The sequence below is a fragment of the Pseudomonas sp. AK181 genome, assembly GCF_051122975.1.
Classification (GTDB): Bacteria; Pseudomonadota; Gammaproteobacteria; order Pseudomonadales; family Pseudomonadaceae; genus Aquipseudomonas; species Aquipseudomonas lactis.
On sequence record NZ_CP146348.1, the window covers coordinates 866,711 to 887,079 of the forward strand.

At 54.6% G+C, this 20,369-nt stretch carries 22 protein-coding genes; all 22 read right to left on the reverse strand.

Annotation, left to right across the window (positions count from 1 at the left end; translation table 11 throughout):
• Nucleotides 1–203: 203 nt before the first annotated feature.
• A complete protein-coding gene (locus tag V8689_RS04200; protein ID WP_024073377.1) occupies nt 204–2,159 on the reverse strand; it encodes a DEAD/DEAH box helicase in 1,956 nt (651 codons plus the stop codon).
• Nucleotides 2,156–4,036, reverse strand: coding sequence for a hypothetical protein (locus V8689_RS04205; protein WP_019818088.1), 1,881 nt, complete (start codon nt 4,034–4,036; stop codon nt 2,156–2,158). The genes V8689_RS04200 and V8689_RS04205 overlap by 4 nt, the downstream gene beginning before the upstream one ends.
• Before the next feature lie 110 nt (nt 4,037–4,146).
• Nucleotides 4,147–6,051, reverse strand: coding sequence for a type I DNA topoisomerase (topA, locus tag V8689_RS04210; RefSeq protein ID WP_434520684.1), 1,905 nt, complete (start codon nt 6,049–6,051; stop codon nt 4,147–4,149).
• Nucleotides 6,052–6,150: 99 nt separating this feature from the next.
• Nucleotides 6,151–6,348, reverse strand: coding sequence for a CrpP family ICE-associated protein (locus V8689_RS04215; protein WP_073845721.1), 198 nt, complete (start codon nt 6,346–6,348; stop codon nt 6,151–6,153).
• 178 nt (nt 6,349–6,526) lie between these two features.
• Nucleotides 6,527–6,952, reverse strand: a complete 426-nt coding sequence (locus tag V8689_RS04220) for a hypothetical protein (protein WP_008437339.1) — start codon at nt 6,950–6,952, stop codon at nt 6,527–6,529.
• Between the two features lie 110 nt (nt 6,953–7,062).
• The gene (locus V8689_RS04225; protein WP_008437336.1) at nt 7,063–7,527 is read right to left on the reverse strand and encodes a single-stranded DNA-binding protein; all 465 of its coding nucleotides are present in this window, start codon (nt 7,525–7,527) and stop codon (nt 7,063–7,065) included.
• 15 nt (nt 7,528–7,542) lie between these two features.
• Nucleotides 7,543–8,082 (reverse strand): DUF3158 family protein, encoded by a 540-nt coding sequence (locus V8689_RS04230; protein WP_008437334.1) that lies wholly within the window; start codon nt 8,080–8,082, stop codon nt 7,543–7,545.
• A 5-nt stretch (nt 8,083–8,087) separates the two neighbouring features.
• Nucleotides 8,088–8,813, reverse strand: coding sequence for a PFL_4669 family integrating conjugative element protein (locus tag V8689_RS04235; protein WP_008437331.1), 726 nt, complete (start codon nt 8,811–8,813; stop codon nt 8,088–8,090).
• Between the two features lie 68 nt (nt 8,814–8,881).
• Entirely contained in the window at nt 8,882–9,472 is a 591-nt protein-coding gene (locus V8689_RS04240; RefSeq protein WP_124356005.1) for a hypothetical protein, read from the reverse strand.
• A gap of 203 nt (nt 9,473–9,675) precedes the next feature.
• Nucleotides 9,676–10,977, reverse strand: a complete 1,302-nt coding sequence (locus V8689_RS04245) for an STY4528 family pathogenicity island replication protein (RefSeq protein WP_019816979.1) — start codon at nt 10,975–10,977, stop codon at nt 9,676–9,678.
• Nucleotides 10,974–11,669 carry a DUF2857 domain-containing protein gene (locus V8689_RS04250; protein WP_008437329.1) on the reverse strand — a complete coding sequence of 232 codons (696 nt, stop codon included), beginning with the start codon at nt 11,667–11,669 and terminating at the stop codon, nt 10,974–10,976. Before V8689_RS04250 ends, V8689_RS04245 begins: the two co-directional genes overlap by 4 nt.
• A gap of 28 nt (nt 11,670–11,697) precedes the next feature.
• Nucleotides 11,698–13,464, reverse strand: a complete 1,767-nt coding sequence (locus V8689_RS04255) for a ParB family protein (protein WP_008437328.1) — start codon at nt 13,462–13,464, stop codon at nt 11,698–11,700.
• Nucleotides 13,461–13,697 (reverse strand): Arc family DNA-binding protein, encoded by a 237-nt coding sequence (locus V8689_RS04260; RefSeq protein ID WP_008437327.1) that lies wholly within the window; start codon nt 13,695–13,697, stop codon nt 13,461–13,463. Before V8689_RS04260 ends, V8689_RS04255 begins: the two co-directional genes overlap by 4 nt.
• A gap of 33 nt (nt 13,698–13,730) precedes the next feature.
• Nucleotides 13,731–14,732 carry a nucleoid-associated protein YejK gene (yejK, locus tag V8689_RS04265; protein ID WP_008437326.1) on the reverse strand — a complete coding sequence of 334 codons (1,002 nt, stop codon included), beginning with the start codon at nt 14,730–14,732 and terminating at the stop codon, nt 13,731–13,733.
• A complete protein-coding gene (locus tag V8689_RS04270) occupies nt 14,732–14,971 on the reverse strand; it encodes a type II toxin-antitoxin system HicA family toxin (protein WP_008437325.1) in 240 nt (79 codons plus the stop codon). Before V8689_RS04270 ends, yejK begins: the two co-directional genes overlap by 1 nt.
• Nucleotides 14,968–15,489 (reverse strand): hypothetical protein, encoded by a 522-nt coding sequence (locus tag V8689_RS04275; RefSeq protein ID WP_008437321.1) that lies wholly within the window; start codon nt 15,487–15,489, stop codon nt 14,968–14,970. The genes V8689_RS04270 and V8689_RS04275 overlap by 4 nt, the downstream gene beginning before the upstream one ends.
• Nucleotides 15,490–15,669: 180 nt before the next feature.
• A complete protein-coding gene (gene dnaB / locus V8689_RS04280; protein ID WP_008437319.1) occupies nt 15,670–17,019 on the reverse strand; it encodes a replicative DNA helicase in 1,350 nt (449 codons plus the stop codon).
• Entirely contained in the window at nt 17,016–17,234 is a 219-nt protein-coding gene (locus V8689_RS04285; RefSeq protein ID WP_008437317.1) for a hypothetical protein, read from the reverse strand. Before V8689_RS04285 ends, dnaB begins: the two co-directional genes overlap by 4 nt.
• Complete coding sequence (locus tag V8689_RS04290; protein ID WP_020301295.1) at nt 17,218–17,937, reverse strand: HNH endonuclease signature motif containing protein; 720 nt, start codon at nt 17,935–17,937, stop codon at nt 17,218–17,220. The genes V8689_RS04285 and V8689_RS04290 overlap by 17 nt, the downstream gene beginning before the upstream one ends.
• Nucleotides 17,934–18,635: a DUF2786 domain-containing protein gene (locus tag V8689_RS04295; protein ID WP_008437315.1), complete on the reverse strand. Its 702-nt coding sequence runs from the start codon at nt 18,633–18,635 to the stop codon at nt 17,934–17,936. The genes V8689_RS04290 and V8689_RS04295 overlap by 4 nt, the downstream gene beginning before the upstream one ends.
• Nucleotides 18,632–19,390, reverse strand: coding sequence for a hypothetical protein (locus tag V8689_RS04300; protein ID WP_008437314.1), 759 nt, complete (start codon nt 19,388–19,390; stop codon nt 18,632–18,634). The genes V8689_RS04295 and V8689_RS04300 overlap by 4 nt, the downstream gene beginning before the upstream one ends.
• Nucleotide 19,391: 1 nt before the next feature.
• Nucleotides 19,392–20,252, reverse strand: a complete 861-nt coding sequence (locus tag V8689_RS04305; RefSeq protein WP_008437313.1) for a ParA family protein — start codon at nt 20,250–20,252, stop codon at nt 19,392–19,394.
• Nucleotides 20,253–20,369: the final 117 nt, after the last annotated feature.

Sequence of the window (20,369 nt, forward strand, 5' to 3'; positions counted from 1 at the left end):
GTCAATTATGTTCGACTCCTCGAAATGAATACGAGCAAAGTGGGTAAAATCGAAATAGATTTGCCACTTTCGGAAGTTTGCAGATATCGAACGAAACTATTGTTGCCGATGGGGAGGCCTATTAGATTCCAGAAAACAAAAGTAATGGTTCCAAGTACGTTTACAAGGTCTCAGCCACTAAGAAGCAGTGATATACCGCAGATCTACAAATTGGTCGCCAATGCTTGTCTCGCGTTGCCGGCCGCGTCGGGCTCAATGAGGTCACTTGCCAACTGACGCTTATCCTGCAGCATTTGCCAAAGCATCTGGTCGATTGTGTTTTCCACCAGCGGGATTTTCACCACGACCATGCGCAATTGCCCATTGCGGTAGGCCCTGTCCTCAGCCTGGTCCTGCAGTCCAGGCGTCCAGGGGAGGCCCAGGAACATCACATAGTTGGCCGCAGTGAGGTTGTTGCCGGTGCCGGCAGCGGAGGTAGTGGCGGCAAAGACGCGGGTTTCTGGATCACTTTGGAATTGATCGATCGCCTTCTGCCGTTTGCCTACAGAGTCACTGCCGACAACCGTGACGCACCCGTACTCAGCTTGCTTGCACCGAGTGCGAAGTGTTCCTACCGTATCCTTGAACTCACAGAACAAGATTACTTTGTCCTCCGCGTCCAGTTCGCACAGCAGATCCATTACGACACGAATCTTTACCTGCTCAAGCAACTGACGCAGTGATCCCAACCTGGCGAGGCTAGGCCTGTCTTCGAGCCGAATTTGATCGTATTGCTTGCGCTCTTCAGCAGTGAGTTCGATGGGTAAAGTTTGGCGCTGTTTGCCCTTGAGACCGGGCAAGACATCCTTGCGTCGACGGAGCATCCAATCGCCGATTGCGCCCCGCAGATTCATGCGGAAATCCTGACTGCCGGCGAACTGTTCGCAGAATTCTTTCAAGGGCAGTTTCCCAACGGGGTGGCCGGATAGCCGTAGCAGCGTGTGCAGCTCAGATTCTCGGTTGAGGACTGGCGTACCCGTCAGCAGGTAACGGTTGGGTATCTTGGCGGCAATGTCGAAGCCGTGACGTGTCCACGCGGCGGTCGGCTCTTTCAGGCGGTGCGCCTCGTCGATGATCATCACTTCAAAGTGTCCTGCATGCAGAACAAAATCGCCAAGGCGTTCGTAGTTGGTGATAATCCATTGCGAAGAGGGATCAAAGACCTGTTGGCCGATAGTGGCCTTGGGATACACCATCTGGATTTCGCGTTGCCAGTTGATGATCAACGTCGACAGGGTGATAACCAAGATGGGTCTATTAGCTGCTCGGATTGCAGCGGCAATGATTGCTTGGCGAGTTTTACCAAGCCCCATGTCATCCGCAAGCAAGGCGCTTGTGCGCTGTAGCAAGTGCCGGATGCCTGCCGGTTGATGGTCCAGTAAAGAATAACCAGCCAATGCCTGGTTAATCTGTTCGGTAGTGGACCCGGTGCGCTCGATTGAGGGCACCGCGGCTAAATACACATCGGTTGAGGTGCTATCGTCAGCCGCTTTTGCTGCGCGCTCTTGTGGCGGTCCACCAAGACTGATGCGGGTGATTTCATCAGCTGGAACAACGGATCCGTCGGTCAGCAGCTCTTGCACGGTGTCGAGGATTTCGAACTGATCCTCCGACAATCCAAGCTCCAGGATCAAGTTGCTTCGCACCACTTCCGCACCAGCGTCAATGCGCCAGGACTTGGAATGCCCGAGAAACACGCCGTGCATGCGCCTTGAAACGGCGACCGCGCCAGGATGGTAGTCACCTGACAGCAGGATCCCGCCCTGAACGAGTGGAGCTATCCGAAAGGTCAGCCCCCACGTGAATGCCTGCCGATCTGGGTCGTTTTGTGCGGCTGTGATTTTATGTGAAAACGTCTCCCAACTTTCATTGAAACGGTCCTCGGACAACTCCATCAAACGGTGGAAGAGCACATCCAGGTCATCCAGCAACTTGCCTTTTGGTAATCGCCAATAGCGATGTTGAGGATGCTCGGCACGCCGAATATAGAAACCATTACGTTCGAGAAACAGCCGGTTCGCACCCTCAACGTATTGCATTAAGACCCCGAAGTCATAGCCGTCAAAAATGACTTTTTCGACCAGGTCCTGCCGGCGGTTCATCAGACGTGGACGACTCATGTCCTGCTCAATCGTTGGTTGATCCATTCCGCACAGGCCTGGGCATGCATTTTTTTCCGGTTTCGATTTGTATAGCGCGACATGGATAGTGTTTGGTCGGGCCATTCCAGGTTAATGGCGAGCTCACCCGATTTGATCTTTGCCCAAAACCATTGATAGGCCCGGTCAACCCTGGAGCCCGACTTAGGTGTGCGATTGCGGAGCCCTCTCAGTTGTATCGTCACCAGGTGTTTGGGAGTCAATTTTGCTAACGTTTCGCCCCAGGCACTTTCATCCATTTGGATTTCTGCAGAGGCCAACGATTTCCCGTTTTCGCGAACCGAAAAAAGACGGCAGATGCCCCGATAAGCACTGTAGTCGTAACCATCAATGCAATGGCCCAGCGCTCGATGTTCCGCATCAAGATCGGCGGGGCACTTCAGTTCGATAATTTGCAGCCCATTTGGACTCACGAGGGGTGTGCTGGTTGAATAAAGCAGCGGCTTCCAGGGCGTTAAAGAGTCTGTTCTTGTTTGTGGATCTACTGCATCTAAAGCCTCACGGATGTCTATCAACGCGAGGTGAAAGCCATTCACCAAGCTGGCGATCTGGTGATAGGAAGCAGTAGCAATGAAGCTTTTGAGTTTCTGCAGTGCTTCACCAGAAGCTGGTCCGTCGCTCTCATCAACGTTGTTAAAGAGCTCGTTCAGGTCTCGAAAGTCGTCGGCGATTTTGGACCAATTGTCGTCCGACCAATCAGTTGGACACCCTGACAGCAGCCTGTTCCAGTCCTGCGTTTGATCCAGCAGTTGATACGGGATTTTATCCAGCAGCGCGAAGAGAGTGATCCAGTGCGCTTTTTTAAGAGGACGGCGATTGCCCAGTGAGGCTCCCAGCAGCAGTCGATGCCAGGGTCCTTGTGGCCCCTCGCGGCTGATACGGGTCAATGCACTGCCGGTATCGAATACCCGCTGTTGACCCAGGTAGCGCACTGCAGCGCGCGGCGCCTGTAGCAGCCAAGCCAGTGTGTCGGAAAGGGGGAGGCCCGCGTCGGCTATGCGACCTACCAGGCACTCTTCAGCGGAAATCAAATAACGGTCCTCACTCCAGTATGGGCGCCACGCCTGAAGTTCATCCCATGGGCAGTTCATGTATACCTGCTGCTGCCCATCCCACGGCCACGGCCATTGATCTGCTAGTACCAGAAGTGGAATCAGTACTGGCTGGGCTTTTAGGGCCTGAAGGCGGCGTTTTCGGTCACCTTGAGCCAGCCAGTTATAGAGCTTGGGTGAGGGACATTGCGCTGAACGAATGGCGAATAAAAGCTCTTGGTCCAGACACTGGCAAAACTGCTTCAGCGTGCTGCCAATCTGCTTCAGGTAAAATCGGGTGCGGGGATTGAAGTACCGATTGTTGCTCGCCGTCCAATCGAAGCCGCGGCGATTAAAGCTTCCTAGATCTTCAATCGAAAGGGCTTTCGCCCTCTCTCCAGCAGACTTGCAGAAGGAGGTCAGTAGGACGTCTGCATACCAGCGTTTTTCAAACCTGAGCAGTAGCTGCTGGGCCACCATTGCGGTGGGTTTTCTCTTATGCACGCGGTCCTTGCTGAAGATTTTGCAGGCCTTAACCTGATGACCATCGAAGTACTGGAGGTGATCGCCGATTCTGGCCAGGAGCCGCCGTGTTTGATCATCTGTAGAGGGCAGGGCTACGCACCAGCAACGAGTATGGACAGTGGAACTCAGATAGGTATCGATGAAGGAGGTCAGCTGGGAGGGCGGTACGTTAAATTGTAAAGCCCAGGTCTGGGCGACTTCAATTTGCCGGTCTGAGAACTTCTCCAGCTTCGGCGCTAAGATGCGCAGCCCCACCACCGATTGTCTCTTCTGTACGCTCACCCATGACCTCCTCTGCAATTTCGCAGAGGACTGTCAGGTATAGGAATGGTGGGCTTCTAGGGTTAATGCGTAACGGCGTTGTCGGTGATTTATATCGGCAATGGCAGAAGTCACACCCCTCTGGGTTTATTGAGATCTGGTTTGCCATTCAAGTTTGGAAAACTCACCTTGCATCCATTCGATTTGAAGCCTGTGCAACCCCAAAAGTCATAGCCACCGCCCCCTTTTTTTTGTCGCCTTGCGAGGGGTTGATTGCACTTGGGACAGTTGAAAGCGCCACCTGCTGTGGCTGGGCGTGGAGCGGACGCCATCGGCACACTCGGCATTCCACGTTGCTGAGACAGTTCCTCTTCCAGGCGTCTATGCAGACGCGCAACGACAGCTCCATAGGTGTCTTGGCCCTGGGCGACTTTGTCCAAATCCCGCTCCAGCTCCCTCGTAAAATCGAGCTCCACGAAACTGTAGAACCCTTCCAGCTTCGCGATTGTTTCCTCCCCCAGCGGCGCCGGTACCAGCTTGCGGCTTTTTTCCTCAATCATTCCTTTGCTGGTGATGTTCTTCAAGATCGAGGCGAACGTGCTGGGACGACCAATACCGCGGCGCTCCATTTCTTTGATTAGACTGGCCTTGGTGTAGCGGGATGGCGGCTGAGTTTTCTTCTTCAGCAGTTCTCCGTTGTGCACAGAGATGATCTGTTTTGGTGTGAGTGCAGGAACTGGGTTGCTCGCTGCTCCATCTTCCTCATCGTCTGTGTCATCGCCCTTGAGCAGTTTCCGCCACCCAGGATGAAAAAGGGTTTCACCAGTTGCATTGAATCGCAAAGCCTTACCATTTGGGCCAACCGCGAGCAGTTTTACAGCACGCACGTCGAATACCGCCGCTTCGATCTGGCTGGCCAGCGCCCGGACCCAAATCAACTTGTACAGGGCGAGTTCCTCGTCGTTCTCACCAGCTTTTGTATCAGCCCAATGCGTCGGGGTAATAGCGGGGTGGCCTTCCTGCGCGCCTTCGGCGGCCTTGAATGTACGTCGCTCGTCGACGGTCTTCAATCCGATAGATCTAGCTACGGTTCTAATATCCTCCATGGCCTCGTCTGGTACGTTGGGATTATCCGTCCTGTGGTAGGTGATCACGCCTTGTTCATACAATCGCTGGGCGACTTGCATGGTCTTGTCCGGGTCCCATTTCAAGGCGTTGCTGGCTGCTTGTTGAAGGGTGGAAGAGATGAAGGGCGCGGGTGGGTGGCGCTCGGCCTTGCGGTCTTCACAGGACTCGACGACGACATTACGTGTGCCGGCGACGAGTCGGGCCAGGTTGGCATCTTGAACGTAAGGAAAGTCTTTGCTCGCGAAATCCGGTACCGGTCGCCAGTCTGCATACCAGGTGGTGCCCTGATTCATATCCACAAAGTTCAGACGCACACCGAAGTGGTTGATTACCTGAAAGTTGCGGATCTCGCGCTCGCGCAAAACCACCAGGTATACGGCAGGCGATTGCACGCGGCCTGCAGAGGTGGGCTTGCCCATCAGTCGGCGTAGCTCCTGAGTCACCAGGTAACCCACCAAACGATCAAGTACACGCCGGCATTCTTGTGACGCGACTCTGTTCAAATCGATTTGGCGAGGATTGGCTAGAGCCTCTGCGACACGCTTCAGGGTGATTTCATTGAAGGTGATGCGTTTGTAGGATTTGACCGCCAGTACCTGCTGGATGTGCCAGCTGATGCTTTCACCTTCGCGATCCGGATCGGTTGCGAGGTAGATTTCATCGGCCTGTTTAGCTGCGGCCTTGATGGTCCGCACGGCCTTGGCGCTCTTATCCAGGATCTCGTACACCGGTGTGTAATTTTTGCGGACGCCTGTGGTGATCATGCTGTCGTCCTGCCCTCTGGCGGGCAAGTCACGTATGTGCCCACCACTGGCGACAACCAACCAGTGTTCGCCTGGGCGCAGTTTCTTCATCATTGGCTGAAGCTTTTTCAGCTTCCCAGGTGCCTCGATGATCAATAGCTTCACGGTGTGCCCCTTCTCAATTATGCAGAGCGGGACTGTCACGTCATGGCAGGTAAGGCTTCAATGGGAAATGGTCAATGCACAACGGGAGGCTTTTAGCGGCTAGAGGTCCAGCGTCAGCTGCTGTTCCTGGGCAAAGCCCTTTAGCCACGACGCGCGCATCGCAGGATGGTGGTAAGGGCAGTCATACACCCGTAGCCCTTTTCGGGCGGCGTCAGCACCGGCTATTTGAACGGCAGTATGGGGGTTATTGAATTGCCGCCTATCTGCTGGTTTCAAAGAAGTTCGAGATTGCGCCATTGGCTATCGGTCCCCGAAGAACAGATCTATCAGACAGTAACATCACGAATAGCGCATTTTTTTGCATCAAAAACGGAAGTTTTAAACTTCTGTGCTTGAGATAGCCGAATGGAAGTGTGACTCAACCTGAAAGTTAACGAATGGCGCGATTTTTTGCCAACCAATTGGCGGTTTGATGTCAATTCGAAGCTGGCTCGTCCGTCCAGTTCGCAACTCTGATCCACGCGATGAAGTCCTGAGTGGATTGTCCGCTTTGAACACGTAGTTGTTCCAGCTTGCCGTATAAGTGTTCAGTCATTTCGTCGTCGTCGTCAAAGTCGACGCGGTATTCAGTATCTAAGCGGTATTCATCGAGCAAGGTGTTGATAAATCGGCGGGCTTGCCAGGTATCAAGGTCTGTCTCTCCACGGCCCCCCATCAGATACTCTCCCGTTCGCCACCCAACTGGAGCCCATGATGCTCGGTTTATGTCCAGGGTGAGCCCGTAGTAGTCCGGAGCATTCACCTCGCTTTCATCAAAGTAAGCCCAGTAAACACGGCCTAAAGCTGGGTGCTCTGCGCCAATGACAACGTACCCTGTTGGGTCCCTCAAAACTTCATCCATCGGCACGTCCTAATTTGTAGTGGTTCTCTAATGAGGTCGGGGGAAACGATGAGCTGTTTCCCCCAACACCGACAGCTACACGAATGGGCCGAAAAATTAAGCCCCTGTTTTCAGAATTGCGGTGGATCGGTATCTGGATATTCATCCGGGCCTGGAGCTGGCTGCGGCCGCGATTCGGGTCTGTTGGACTGTTGCGAATTCTGGTTTTGCGAAGGCGCCAGATTCACCATGGTCACGCGGTGTGGCAGCATGCCGACCCGGCTGGCCTGGATTTTCAAAGCTTCGAATTCGCCATCGTCGTTCTTCCAACGGTCCATAACGGCGCGACCGGAAACCAGCACTCGCATACCTTTCTGGAACAGTTGCGAATAATGCTCGGCGTCCTTGTGCCACCACTCCACATTCGCCCAAAAACCGCCACGATCTTCGTAGCCGCCTTTGCCATCCGGAATCGAATTGTCGAAGTAAACGTTGGCTCGCATGAGTCGACGTGGGTCTTTATTGCCGTTGGGGAATTCTTTGAATTCCGGTGCAGAACCGATATTGCCTTCCCAGCCTTGTACGGGCGTGCCCATGAGTATTCTCCGAGGTTATTGGTGTTGCGTTGGGTTGTTGAGCTGCTGCAGGCGAGCGGTATACACGGCCTCTGCCTGGCCCATTTTTTCTGCGCACTCGGCGGCCTGTTTGGTGATCGAGTGCAGCAAACTCATTTGCATATTCAAGGTGATGCGCTGCAGCTCCATCACGTAAAGATCCTGCAGCATGGATTCCGGTGTTCTGGGTGAGCCCATCATTTCTGCCCAAACCCCTACGCCCATCCGCCGATCTGTCACCTGCTGCCATCTCAAAAACTGGGTGCCGGCTTGGGTGTTCTGCTCAGTCAACCGCACTGGAACTAGGGTGAATGGATATCGGCGGGCCTGGCTCAGCACTTCCTGGGCAAGAGCTTTTAAGTCCGATTCTTGAGCTCGGCAAAGATCGGCAAATTGGGTCAGCTCCCCCTTACCTTTAAAAGGCTTTAAAAGGCCCTTTAGTGAGGCAGCCTGTTGCAGTCGCTGGAAGGCTTCCTGTTGCAGTGGCCGGAAGGCGGTCTGTTGCAGCGACCCATCATTGGAGGGAATCTGGCCCATGCTCTTTAACCCTCAACGGGGTCATCGAGATGATCATCCGTCTCGGTTTGCTGCTGACCGCGGATGATCGGTGGCGCGAAATTCGAACGGCGGGTGCCTTCCAGGATGTCTTGTGGCAGCTCACCGTACCGCTCGTACATTTTGCGGGCTGCTTCAGCCTTGGCATTGTTTGCAGCGAAGTCGTCGCGGGCAGCGCCTGAGTACTTATAGATCTGGGCCAGACCAAACAGTCTCCGCAGTACCGCTGCGCCTTCGTCGATCCAGGTTTCCATATCGTGGCGCCCGACAAGGCCAACGTGCTGGGCCAACAGAATGCGTCTGACAATTTCGTCGTAGTTCGTCAGCAGGTACACAGCCTGAAATCCCAGGGGATTGGAGATGTACAGCGGGAGGCTGACAGGCTGGATCGAGAGGTTTTCGCTAATGCTGATGGCCGGTGGAAGAGAGGCCATGGCTGTGTCCAGGCGATCTTCGATGGTCTTTAACGCTTCCTTGGAATCGTTGATCTTTTCCTCGAGGAGGATCATCCACCAGTCAGAGTAGGGATCATCCTGTTGGGCGCCTCGAGACATTCGATTGACGACAGTGCAGAACCCTGACAGACCAATGATGCCGGCTTTGAGGTCATTTTTAGGGCGCCCCATCCATATACGAGCGGCGTGGTGAGTGTGAAGGGTGAGCTTCACATCGCTGCGCAGTGAACCGATGTTGAGCCGGAAGTTATCAGCCATGGTGCAGTGTTTCCTTGGGAAGAGGATTGACGTACCCATGCTGCAATTTGGCTATAGGAGACGCAGCATTAAATACGTAGCCCGATGGAAGGGGATTTGTTGAGGCTTCTATATAGGAAGAGCTGAAACTCGCCGGTGCGGACCGAATCCCTTGCGTGGCGGCCACCTCCGGTGCCGGATGCTGTCAGGGTGTTGTGGGCCACAACACTTGCCATGTCGCCGGCACGGATGCCGGATCCTGCCAAGGTGGTGCGGGCCGCACCACTTATATGGCTGCCACCTCCGGTGCCGGATGCTGTCAGGGTGTTGTGGGCCACAACACTTGCCATGTCGCCGGCACGGATGCCGGATCCTGCCAAGGTGGTGCGGGCCGCACCACTTATATGGCTGCCACCTCCGGTGCCGGATGCTGTCAGGGTGTTGTGGGCCACAACACTTGCCGTGTCGCCGGCACGGATGCCGGATCCTGCCAAGGTGGTGCGGGCCGCACCACTTATATGGCGGCCACCTCCGGTGCCGGATGCTGTCAGGGTGTTGTGGGCCACAACACTTGCCATGTCGCCGGCACGGATGCCGGATCCTGCCAAGGTGGTGCGGGCCGCACCACTTATATGGCGGCCACCTCCGGTGCCGGATGCTGTCAGGGTGTTGTGGGCCACAACACTTGCCGTGTCGCTGGCACGAATGCCGGATCCTGGGCAAGTGATTTGGGCCGAGTCACTTGCGTGGCGGCCGCGGCGTATTTCGGTTCCTGTCAGGGTGTTGCGGGCCGCAACACTTGCTGTGTAGCTGGCACAGATTCCGGTCACGACCGCTTCGCTCTGGGCCGCGTTACCACGATATTCTGGTTGTCCACCTGACATCATGGATGTGTACCCCGATTAGGCTTCAGCAGATGCAGCATTCCGCTGAGTGTGTGTTTTGCGGTTTGTATCGACTCAGGGCTACGCGTCTGCGTTAGCGTCTTCGTCGGCTGCTCTGCGCCCTCTGGCGGGGCTGAAGCGTCTTGACGCTCGGGGCTCGCTTTTGCCTTGTCGTCAGGGTTCCATTGGCTGTTGAAATCGCCGCGAACGGCCATGCCGACGAGCGTCATTAAGTATCCAAGCGGGTTTCGGACCCCTCCCGAGTCACAGCGGTGGACCCATTGTTTGATGAGCGCGGTTTTCAACTCTGCTGGAACCTTTTGCAGCGCCAGGACCGCGTTCTGTTTTTGCTCGACCGGTAGTCGATGCAGTGCACCGAGCAAATCGGCAGCGATGTCGTTTGGTGTGGGCGGTACATGTACAGAGCTTTTACAAACATCTTTGTGTGTATCTGTATACGTACTATATGAGTTCGGATGCCGAACTAAGTCCGAACTCAGTGATTTACGGCTGAGTTCGGCATCCGAACTCTGCTCCAAAGCGATTCGCTCTTCGCCTTTTTCACTGAGTTCGGTATCCGAACTCAGTGGAGATAGAGCTATATTTTGCTGAGTTCGGATTCCGAACTCAGTCGCTTTAAGAACGACTGGAGCCTGCGCTTTGGTCCAGGCCTGGCTATTCATGCGGGATTCGATGATGTCCAGCCTGCTAGGTAAGCGTTGGCCAACATCAGGATCAGCTGCAAATTCCTTCCAGGCAATTTCTGCCACTTCGCGAATCACCTTGGTCTGGTGCTGCATTGACTGCGCGAGTAGCTGCAAGTAGTCCTTGTCGAACTCTATAGCTTCGGCCGGTGTGACCGGTTCGTCGTGAAGCAGGTAGACGTTGCCTTGCACTTGTCCACTCAGATCATTGCGCACCCGTCGCCCCAGGCTAAGCCAACGGGTGAGACGTAAGGTCACTAATGCTTTTGATACAGTTTCACGCGAGGCAGGCCTACCGGGTTGCATACCCAAATATGGCCGCAGTTGGTCATAGGTAGGGAACGCCGTAAGGCCGTCGTCATTGATCAGTAGGCGAAATACCTGCCAGGTGTTTCTTTCAAGCGGGGTTAAGCGATCATCCAAAAGCAATCGGCGAGGAACCGTTTCGTGTGGGTTCCCGCTGAAAATAATTCCGGAGTAGGGGGAAGACCCTTCAATCCCCGGAGGCGCCGACTCTTTTTTCTGAAGCAAATGAGCTTCAAGGTGACCCGAGGCCGAGTCTAAAAGCGTCGACAAGGGAAGCCGAGACAACCTCATAATACAGAGTCACCTTCCACCGATGTCGCTGCAGGCTGTGCAAGTCGTTGAGAAGACACAAGCTGTAGCCTTCTCGGAAGGCCAGGGTTTGCAGGAGGGTAAAGCCCTTCCTTTATCCAGGACTGAATGCGATGCCAGATGATGGCCAGGCTGAGGTTTTCGTGGGTCTCATCTGGGCTAGTATCCTGTGGAGCATTGAGTTCCTCGGCGACCAACATGGCGATGTCCAGCAACGCGAGACTGTCGCCAAGCTCTACCTGATGCTCTTGCATTAGGTGCGTCCATCGGTACCAAAGCTGAGCGTCCATCTCCTCACTGAATTCGCGCCAACGGCCACGACGTGCCGTCACGCCGATCATTAGGCGTTGAAGGGCCACATCCTGCGGAGACAGCCCGAAGAACTGTTGCAGCATTTGAGTGGTCGCGCCAAGTCGCAGCGCACGTTCAATCATGCGCACTTCTTCATCAGAACGCTGCGCGCCTGACAGTAGTTTTTTTACCATGTCCCCATCAATGGTGACGTTGCACCAAGACACGGGAGTGTTAAGCAGCAAGCTCAGTACTGAAGGTTGTTGGAGCTGAGCCAATATCTCTGGCTCCAGGCCCATTTCGATGCAGCGCCGAAGTTGGCCATTACGCATGTGATGAAGCACCTGTGACAGGATTGCTTCATTTATTGGTGTCTTGGACATGACGACTCCCCCTTGTAGAGTCCGTGTGTTAACTGGCTGAATTCGGACCGTTGTTGGCGACTGACTGGATTTCCAGGTCAATCAAACGTCTTGCGAGACGAATAATGCGGAACAGCTTCACTAGAGCGCCGTCGCTGAGACGGCATTCACTTTCAGGGGGCTGATCTTTTGTGTGAGGCTGGCCCAGTAAGATCTGGCCCAGTCCGGCTGCGAACTCAAAGTCAGCCAACGCGTCGATTTGAAGCTTGGGTTGCTGCTGAATCATTTTCAGTACGATGGCCATCGAGCCGCTCAAAGACTGGAGCAGCGTCAAGGTATGTTGGGCTGTGGCAGTAATTTCGACTTCCGCTTCGGGGTGTCGGTAGCTGAACCCGACGCCACCATCGATATCGATAAATTGACCTGGGGCTTTGACCGAGCTGGCTATTTCGCGAGCCAATTGAGCGATGTGCTGACGCAGGGTCGCGGTATTGTCTATTTCGCGTTCGATGTACCAAAGGTCAGAAATGGGATTGAGTCCGCCAGCTTGAACAGGGATGGCCACCAAGGCATTGGAGGCGAAGTCGGGCAAGACCTCACCGTCAAGCGCAGCGAGCTCCCGTTTCATCTTGTCGACTCTGGGAGAAGTCTTCACAGGGCTCGCAACGTGCCCATCGATACGTGCTTGGCGCTCTTGTGGGCTCATTTGCTCCTGCGGAGTTGGGGCCAGTTGCTGTTGCACCCCTTGAGGTGAAGGACTCTCTTTGGAGGGCGTCGTCTTATGTGTGCTGCCCCCCGAAGTAGTAGGGGGTAGTTGTAGAGGGTTCTGATTAGCCTCAATGCCATTGTTCGAAACGTTAAGTTGAGTCCCCCCCTCAAATTGCGATGCAGGGTACTGTGGCAGCTCAAGAACCGGCGTAGACCGGCGCAATTGGTCCTGGTTCTGAGTGATTTCCAACAGTATTTGCTCGTAGCCGAGGTTCAGCGGCTTTTTAAGGTGATCTATCAGTTCGTCCTGAAATCGCTGGAATAGAAATTCTTCAGCGTCGCCCTCAAACTGGGACAGTACATCTTGGAAAAGCGTATCGAAATCAAGGTGCTGCTCCTGCTCTTGATAATTGCGATCCCAGCACTGAAGAGCTGTTTTGCGCAAAGACAGAAGCTTTATGATTCTGTCTACTCCCAGTCCAGAGTACAGCGCGCCTGGAATTGCTGGCAGTAAGTACCGAATGGTGTCGTGCATACGACTCAAGTGAGACGCGGAGACCGGGTAGCCATCCGCTGACAGCCGCCGTGAAAGCTCACGTAATGAGATAGACTCCCCTGCCTCTGTTTCATACAGCGCTCTCGCTTTGTCGACCCCAATAGCCCGCTCAATGAACAGGAGCTGGCCTTGGAGGTCGTTTTCAGCCAAGTGGCCGGTGAGCGAGATGATTTCGCCCCGAACGGCGTCCCAGGGTCGAAATAGGCAGTGAAACTTGAAGTACTTCTCGTCGCCGGTCTCACGATACAACTCGTTTAAAATTGCCAGGCGAGTGTTGCCGCCGTTGCGGATCCGGTACTTATCTTCCCCAGGTTTACGAGTGACGGGAGGTGGCGTATCGAGTCCCCGATTTCGTATCGACTCTTTAATTTCATCGTACTTCGGGTTACGAGTCGTCCTTGGGTTTTCGTCATACGGCAGCGTTTCGTCGAGAGTCAACAGCATGGGGGTATCGACGATGGGGTCGCTCATTCGCGCTGCCACCGGCGACTTCGATTCAAACGCCGGCAGCAACAGCTTATCTTTCATGGTTTGGGCCAAAGACGCTTTCATACTCTGGCTCCTGGCTGCTCATAAGCCGGGCTTGCCGCCAAAAGCTGGTCAATGATTTTCAAAGCACGATCCAGAGCAGCTTCAAGTTCGGCAGTTGTCTCCAGCCGATAAACAATTTCTGAGTTCATCGACCTGGCGTTTTCACGTGCTTCCAACGCGATGCGTTCGCGCATCCCGTCGGGCAGGCGAATAACGAATTTTTCTTCATGCAGACGCTGTGGTTTGTTACTCATGGTGGGCTCCGATGCCTAGGGTAGAAAGTGTGTTCAGCGACGTTTCAACTGATCAGTGAGTTGGGTAGGTAACCCCTTGATGACTAATGAATTGGACGCCTCGTCGTACTCGATCTTGTCCCCTAGCAGATGCGCTTCAAAACTGATGGACAAGCCTTCGGCACGGCCGGTGAACCGACGGAATTGGTTGAGAGTGCGTTTATCCAGGGGGATTTCCGGCGACAGGCCGTAGTCCTTATTGCGGATATGGTCGTAGAACGCCTTGGGGCGATCTTCATCGATCAAGCCTGACAGTTCCTCCAGGCCCATGGGTTCACCGAGCTTGGCCTGGCTGGTGGCGTAGTCCACTAGGGCCTTGGTTTTCTCGCGGGCCGATTCGTCTGGCAGGTCTTCGTTTTCAACGAAGTCGCTGAACGCCTTGAGGAGGGCGCGGGTTTCGCCCGGGCCGTCGACGCCTTCCATGCAGCCAATGAAGTCGCTGAAATACCCCGAGATCTTCTTACCGTTTTTGCCTTTGATGTACGAGATGTACTGCTTGGATTGCTTGTTGTTCTGCCACTCGGACAAGTTGATACGCGCTGCCAGGTGCAACTGGCCAACGTCCAGGTGGCGTGAAGGAGTGACGTCCAGATCGTCAGTAACCACCACGCCTTCACTGTGGTGGAGCAGGGCGACAGTTAGGTAGTCGGTCATGCCTTGCTGGTAATGGGCAAACAGTACGTGGCCACCGGTGGAGAGGTTGGACTCTTCCATCAGCTTTTGCAGATGCTCGACCGCCGTGTGGCTGAAGGCGGTGAAGTCCTGGTCACCTTCAAAGTACTGCTTTAACCAGCCGCTAAACGGGTGCGCGCCGGACTCGGCATGGAAGAAACCCCAGGCCTTGCCTTGTTTGGCGTTATAGCTCTCGTTGAGGTCGGCAAGCATGTTCTCGATGGCGACCGATTCGGATAGCTCCGAATCGCGTGCCTGGAGAACAGCAGGTGTGCCATCGGGTTTTTTGTCGATCAGGTGGACGATGCAATGACGGATAGGCATTAGATTGCCTCCTGCGAGTGTAGGGTTTGAGCTCGATCAGCACGACGAATACGGGCTTTGGCGTTGAGGCCTGAGCGGTAATCGCTTGCGGTTGATGAGGTGTAAATCGATCCAAGGCCAGATTTCGTGAACTTGATATGGCCACCTTGAGTGCGAGACACCGTCCAGCCATTCGCTTCAGCAAACTTCACGAGTACACGAAGGCTCTCGCTTTTTCCGCGTAGGAGATTGGTGGTCATAGCTCTGCATCCCTGTCTGCCAGAACGTTACCGGTCTGGATCGCGATGATTTCAGCCTGATCGCCAGGAAACTTGGTACCGAGCTCATGCAAAAAGTGACGCGTAGCCTCACGTGCTCCAGGCACGCGGAACACCACGCTGCAGTGCTGAACTTCCGCGGGGTGTTGCAGGTGAGACATGACGGCCACTTTCAGCGAGCAGCACTGGAGGTAGCGGGGCACCCAAACCGACCAGAAGTAGCTGGATAGCAAGGCGCCCGCACAGAGCAGTTCAACGGTAATTGTTGCGCTGGGCGTGTTGGTCAGCTCGACGTAGCCGAGCTTCTCAAACTCCAACAGATCCTCACGCATGCTCATTGGGACCACGGTGCTGTGGTCACGAGCAAGGCGGCCGATCGCTTGAGCTAATGCGTCGAGCTCCACCGGGTTGATCCCAGATTTATGGGCATGAGCCACAGCAGAGGCTTCGAACACGGCACCGGCATGGATACTAGGAAATAGCTCGGCGCTACTGTGCATCCGACACCTCCTGAAGCTCCTCGATGTCATAGCTATTGCAAGTAGGGCAAATAAGCTCGTCCACTTCACCGCCGGGTAAGGCTGGAGCGCCACTCACTTGATGTTTCGGGTGGTGGCTATCGCATTGAAGGCACCAGTGAGTGATGCGTACGAGAGTATTCATCGCTGAGGTGTGCTTTTTCATAGTTGAGCCCCTTGCCAGCCGGCGTTGGGACTGAGGTTGGCAAACCGGGTCTGATTGGCGATGAAGGCTGTTCGTACGGTCCCAGTTGGGCCGTTACGCGCCTTGCCGAGAATGATTTCTGCAATGCCTTTGTGTTCGCTCTGAGGGTGGTACACCTCGTCCCGGTAGACGAACATAATCAGGTCCGCGTCCTGTTCAATCGCACCGCTATCACGCAGGTCTGCGTTGATCGGACGCTTATTTGGCCGTCGCTCCAGTTCTCGGTTGAGCTGGGAAAGCGCAACCACCGGGCAATTCATCTCTTTCGCTAGGGCCTTGAGGGACTGGGATATAGCGCTGATCTCGTTGGCCCTGTTTTCCTGACCTGGGCAGCGCATGAGCTGCAGGTAATCGATCAGGATCAAGCTCGGGTGTCCGAAGCGACGAGCTGCTCGACGAGATTTAGCTCTGATTACTGCAGGCGTGAGCGCTGATGAGTCGTCGATGACCAGCCGCTCTCCATAGCCATTAATACGAGAAACCGCTGCAGTCAGCTTCGGCCAATCATCATCATCGAGCTTGCCCTTCAATAGCCTGCCCAGATCGATATGGCCTAGGATGCCCATCAATCGATACATCAGTGCTTTGGCCGGCATTTCCATGCTGAAAACCTGAACTGTACGATCAAGCTTTGCCTGCAGAGCCGTATCTATGAAGTTCAAGGCCAGAGAGGTCTTCCCCATAGACGGGCGCGCGCCGAGGATGATCAGGTCGGCTTCTTGAAAACCCGACGTCAGCTCGTCCAGGTCCTCCAGGCCTGAAGGCAGGCCGGTCACGGTGATATTGCCGTTGAAATGTTCGTCTATTTGTTCGACGACGTTCGTCAGGCATTGGTTGATATTGACGAATTCCGTTGCGCTCTTGCCTTCACCCAGAGCGAACAGTTGCTGTTCAATTGATTCTTGAACATCCTCCGCACTTGCCAACGGGTCTGTCGCCTCGCGAGAGCATTGGTATCCAAGGGACATGAGCTGTCTGAGCCGAGAGCGATTACGCACGATGGATGCGTAATGCTCGATGTTGGCTACAGACGGCGTGTTTTTGGCCAGCTCGCCCAGATAGCTCAGCCCTCCGGCTTCGTCTGGCTCCTCCAACGCGTTGTGGACGGTGACGATGTCGAACGGAATGGACTTGTCAGCAAGGCTTGCCATTGTCCGGAACAGCAACCGATGGTCGTGTCGGAAAAAATCAGAGGCATCCAGTTTGTCTGCGACGAGATCCCAGGTGTTGTTGTCGAGCAGTAGCCCACCTAACACACCTTGTTCAGCCTCTACGGAGTAGGGAGGTGAGAGGTCAAGGTGATTCATTTCCCAGACTCCTGGCCTATCTGAAGAAAACCACTCCCGTTGCGTGCCCCCAGGGCTTTGACCATGTCGACTTCAACCTTCGCTGAATTGATCATGACCTGAGCAACCTCGGCAACCGCTTTGGCCCGTTCGATTTCCATTGGTCTTTCTGGGTCCAGGAGGCTCTCGATCGCGACGAACAGGTGATTACGTAGATCTTCAATCTTGTTCTTCATGTTCAACCTCCCGGATGGTGCGTTTGAGTTTGCCGATAGCGCGTATTGCGGATTTCAGCTCTTCCGGATACCGATGAATGGTGTTCCGACGCATACGTTCTGCTCTCGTCAGCAACTCCAGGTTATTCAGGGCTATATGGGCCTTGTTGCCGTCCTTGAAGCACACGCACATGTTTATAGGGACTGGTCCGTGATGCTCCTCCCAAAGCAGTACATGCACGGCTTTCCAGTCAACGGGTGGGTAACCGGTATCGGTGATTTTCTTCTGCTGATAACCGTCAGGAGTTGTGCGCAGGCTGCCAATAGGCAGCCAGTTCCCCGGTTTATTGCCGGCCTTAAACTGCGTCTGAGTCATACGGCCAGAGGAGGGGAGCCCCTTAAGGCCCTTATTCCATGGGACGGATCCCTTGGGAAAGCGGAATTCTGCGCCCAACTTGCCGTCAAGCCGGCCACAGAGACTACTGCGAAGAAACTCGGCGCTTTTGCTCAAGCCCAGCCGTTTGGCTTTGGCATAGACCTGATAGACGCTGAGCCCCAATTCGGCGGCTAGGACCTGAGTCGGTTCATTGGGATAGCGGGCAATGAGCGAGCGCTCTTCTGCCTCACTCCAAACATGGTGTTTGTGAACCGGGGCAAGCCCAAGTTGGGATCTGGCTTGTTCCAGCGCCGCCATGGCCAAAGGTGAAAGCGAATGAGTTCTCATTGGCTCCCTCCATGCCCAAGGGCTCCTTGTGACTGCTGTCCGACACCACGATGCAGCCTGGCATGCTTGCCCTGGTCCCATCCCGCTTGCAAAGAGCGGGTGTCATGACCTTTGGCTTCGATGGGCTTGATAATGGCTAGCGTTAGTTTTGGATGATGCCATTCCAGGTAGGCTTGGATCTCCAGCGCAGTGTTTTCGTCTATCCCACCTGCAAACTGGTTCACCTTAGAGGCGACGGCATTGAGCCAGCCCTCGGCAAACAGTTGGCCGCGGTGACGTTTGGTTTTCAGTTGGCAGCGCTTCTGCTGGGCAACATGAGCTCGTCGGGCTGCGACAAGCTGGTGATGCAGCGTTGAATAGGTGTGAGCTGCCAGATCGGGTGAAATACCTTTCCCCAAGAACTTGAAGGACCAGCCAAGTAGCGGATTGAAATACGCCAAGTGGCTGCAATCGAAGGCTTGGGAACAGATTGAGGCCAGGTTGTGCAGCCAATCCTGCGGTGCCCGACGGGTTTTGGTACCCACAATGGATTCTTCGATTGTATGGGCAGCGACTTCGGTGTGTTCCAAGTTGTACTGATTCATCAAATGGCGAGCTTGACGAAGTGCAATTTCCACTTCGTTTGGGGCAGCGCCTTGTGACTTGGCCAGCGCCATGAGTTTGGCGACCTTGCTGAGGACTTTTTGCTTGTCCATCATTCACCCCCTTCCTGTTGGAGGCGGGGGGAGAGCGCCTCTGACCACAGGCGAAGTGTTTCTTCCTCATCAGCAGAGAGGTGAGTCCGGGCAAGGCAGTCCGCAACCTTCTGTTTCAGGGCATCAAGGCGGTCTTGAACACTTGACCCATCGTCGTAAGCAATCTCTTGCTCAACAGCTTGCACAACGTCATTACGAAGAGAGAGAACCGTGCTTATCCAAAAAGCACTTGGGCTGGTCCAGCCAATGAGCTTTCGAGTTCTGGCAGGCGACAGGTAATCACGGAGCCTGAGATTGAACTCCCTAGGGGAATAACCATTCCTGAAAACGTCTGCTCGATTAAGCGTCAGCGCTGTTTTAAGAATATCTAGAAGAGGGTCCAAAGCCGTTGGCTCAGGAGCAAAGGGTTCTAAATATGTTTCAGCTACCAGGCGTTTGGCTTCGGCATATCGACTTTGCTGACGGCGTTTGGCTTGGTTTTCGTCGCGGCCGCGCTTTTCCTTCGCGTGCTTAATGTTCGAGTTCACTGACTCGATAAGCTTCGCGGCGTCCTGCAAAAGCTGAAGCTGGTCAACGCTCAACTGAGCGCCAATCCGACCGGGTAATTGGTAACCGCTTGTCAGGGCTCGGATTTCTCGTGCGGTTCCACTGAGCTTGGCTTGCAAGCTGCGCAATTGCTGAGCGCTGTAGTACTTGCCAACCTCTAGGATGAGGTTTGCAGTAATACTGCGGGCGTCGGTAATGGAGGGCTTCGCCATTTCAACGACCCTCCCTCACCAAGTTAGCTACCTTTTCCTCGGTCATGGCCTCGAAGCGGTCACGCCATTCTGGAAAAAGCTCAATGGCCAATTGGCGGATCACGACAAGGGCTGCAGGGGATATGCGGTTGGAAGGCTGTCTGTATTCCAAGCGGTGTACTGGGACGCCCAGGGATGAACTGTTACGAAACACCACTGCGGAGGGGACGACGCATTCCAGAACGTTGATTTCGTCATTGTCCTGGAAAATTTCCCGTACCGACTGCTCGATCATTTGCGCGTCGGTGGTTTGGTCGAGATTGTTGACGACGATCCGCACAGGAGGGATTTTCATGCCCAGGCGCCCATAGGCGCGCAGGCCGTCCAGCATCTGCATGGATCCCCGGCTGAACTCCCGTGCAGCGAGCATATTGGGCGGAAGTGGGGATATGACCAAATCAGAGGCTAGGACCACCATTTCGAGCATTGCCGACCTGGCGCCTTGGGTGTCAATCAGTACCAGGTCGAAATGATCTTTGAAGCCCGGCATCAGGTTGGCGAGTCGCAACCGTCCGTCAGGTGCTTGCAGGATCAGGCTGTTCAGTTGGTTGTTGATGTCGTTGGAAATGACAAGCGACAGGTTTGGTATCGTGGTGCTGGATATGATCTTGGCTGATTCGGTGATATTGAATGCCAGCAGGTCGTAGATGCCTCCTTGAGCTTCATCGACCAATTGGTAATACGAGGAGAGCGAAGGCTGTGCAGGATCTAGGTCGATCATGAGCACGCGCAGGCCTGCATCCGCACAAAAAGCGCCGAGGTTGGCCTCGATGGTAGTTTTGCCTACGCCGCCTTTGGTCGAAACGACCGCAGAGATTTTCATGGTTTGGAGCCTCTAATGTGGGTTCATTAGAGGCTGCGAGGCCACGGAAACAGCTATGTGTAGCGAACACGATCCTGGGCTATGAAGCACTAAAACCAATTGTCTTTTAACCAATTG

What these genes read in the sequence shown, in the direction of transcription:
- dnaB (WP_008437319.1), bottom strand. Translation starts at nt 17,019, where the DNA reads ATGAATCACCTTGACCTCTCACCTCCCTACTCCGTAGAGGCTGAACAA.
- V8689_RS04230 (WP_008437334.1), bottom strand. Translation starts at nt 8,082, where the DNA reads ATGGGCCAGATTCCCTCCAATGATGGGTCGCTGCAACAGACCGCCTTC.
- V8689_RS04290 (WP_020301295.1), bottom strand. Translation starts at nt 17,937, where the DNA reads ATGAGAACTCATTCGCTTTCACCTTTGGCCATGGCGGCGCTGGAACAA.
- V8689_RS04245 (WP_019816979.1), bottom strand. Translation starts at nt 10,977, where the DNA reads ATGAGGTTGTCTCGGCTTCCCTTGTCGACGCTTTTAGACTCGGCCTCG.
- V8689_RS04220 (WP_008437339.1), bottom strand. Translation starts at nt 6,952, where the DNA reads ATGGATGAAGTTTTGAGGGACCCAACAGGGTACGTTGTCATTGGCGCA.
- V8689_RS04255 (WP_008437328.1), bottom strand. Translation starts at nt 13,464, where the DNA reads ATGAAAGCGTCTTTGGCCCAAACCATGAAAGATAAGCTGTTGCTGCCG.
- V8689_RS04295 (WP_008437315.1), bottom strand. Translation starts at nt 18,635, where the DNA reads ATGATGGACAAGCAAAAAGTCCTCAGCAAGGTCGCCAAACTCATGGCG.
- V8689_RS04285 (WP_008437317.1), bottom strand. Translation starts at nt 17,234, where the DNA reads ATGAAGAACAAGATTGAAGATCTACGTAATCACCTGTTCGTCGCGATC.
- V8689_RS04250 (WP_008437329.1), bottom strand. Translation starts at nt 11,669, where the DNA reads ATGTCCAAGACACCAATAAATGAAGCAATCCTGTCACAGGTGCTTCAT.
- V8689_RS04260 (WP_008437327.1), bottom strand. Translation starts at nt 13,697, where the DNA reads ATGAGTAACAAACCACAGCGTCTGCATGAAGAAAAATTCGTTATTCGC.
- V8689_RS04300 (WP_008437314.1), bottom strand. Translation starts at nt 19,390, where the DNA reads ATGGCGAAGCCCTCCATTACCGACGCCCGCAGTATTACTGCAAACCTC.
- yejK (WP_008437326.1), bottom strand. Translation starts at nt 14,732, where the DNA reads ATGCCTATCCGTCATTGCATCGTCCACCTGATCGACAAAAAACCCGAT.
- V8689_RS04225 (WP_008437336.1), bottom strand. Translation starts at nt 7,527, where the DNA reads ATGGGCACGCCCGTACAAGGCTGGGAAGGCAATATCGGTTCTGCACCG.
- V8689_RS04200 (WP_024073377.1), bottom strand. Translation starts at nt 2,159, where the DNA reads ATGAGTCGTCCACGTCTGATGAACCGCCGGCAGGACCTGGTCGAAAAA.
- V8689_RS04270 (WP_008437325.1), bottom strand. Translation starts at nt 14,971, where the DNA reads ATGACCACCAATCTCCTACGCGGAAAAAGCGAGAGCCTTCGTGTACTC.
- V8689_RS04235 (WP_008437331.1), bottom strand. Translation starts at nt 8,813, where the DNA reads ATGGCTGATAACTTCCGGCTCAACATCGGTTCACTGCGCAGCGATGTG.
- V8689_RS04305 (WP_008437313.1), bottom strand. Translation starts at nt 20,252, where the DNA reads ATGAAAATCTCTGCGGTCGTTTCGACCAAAGGCGGCGTAGGCAAAACT.
- V8689_RS04275 (WP_008437321.1), bottom strand. Translation starts at nt 15,489, where the DNA reads ATGCACAGTAGCGCCGAGCTATTTCCTAGTATCCATGCCGGTGCCGTG.
- V8689_RS04215 (WP_073845721.1), bottom strand. Translation starts at nt 6,348, where the DNA reads ATGGCGCAATCTCGAACTTCTTTGAAACCAGCAGATAGGCGGCAATTC.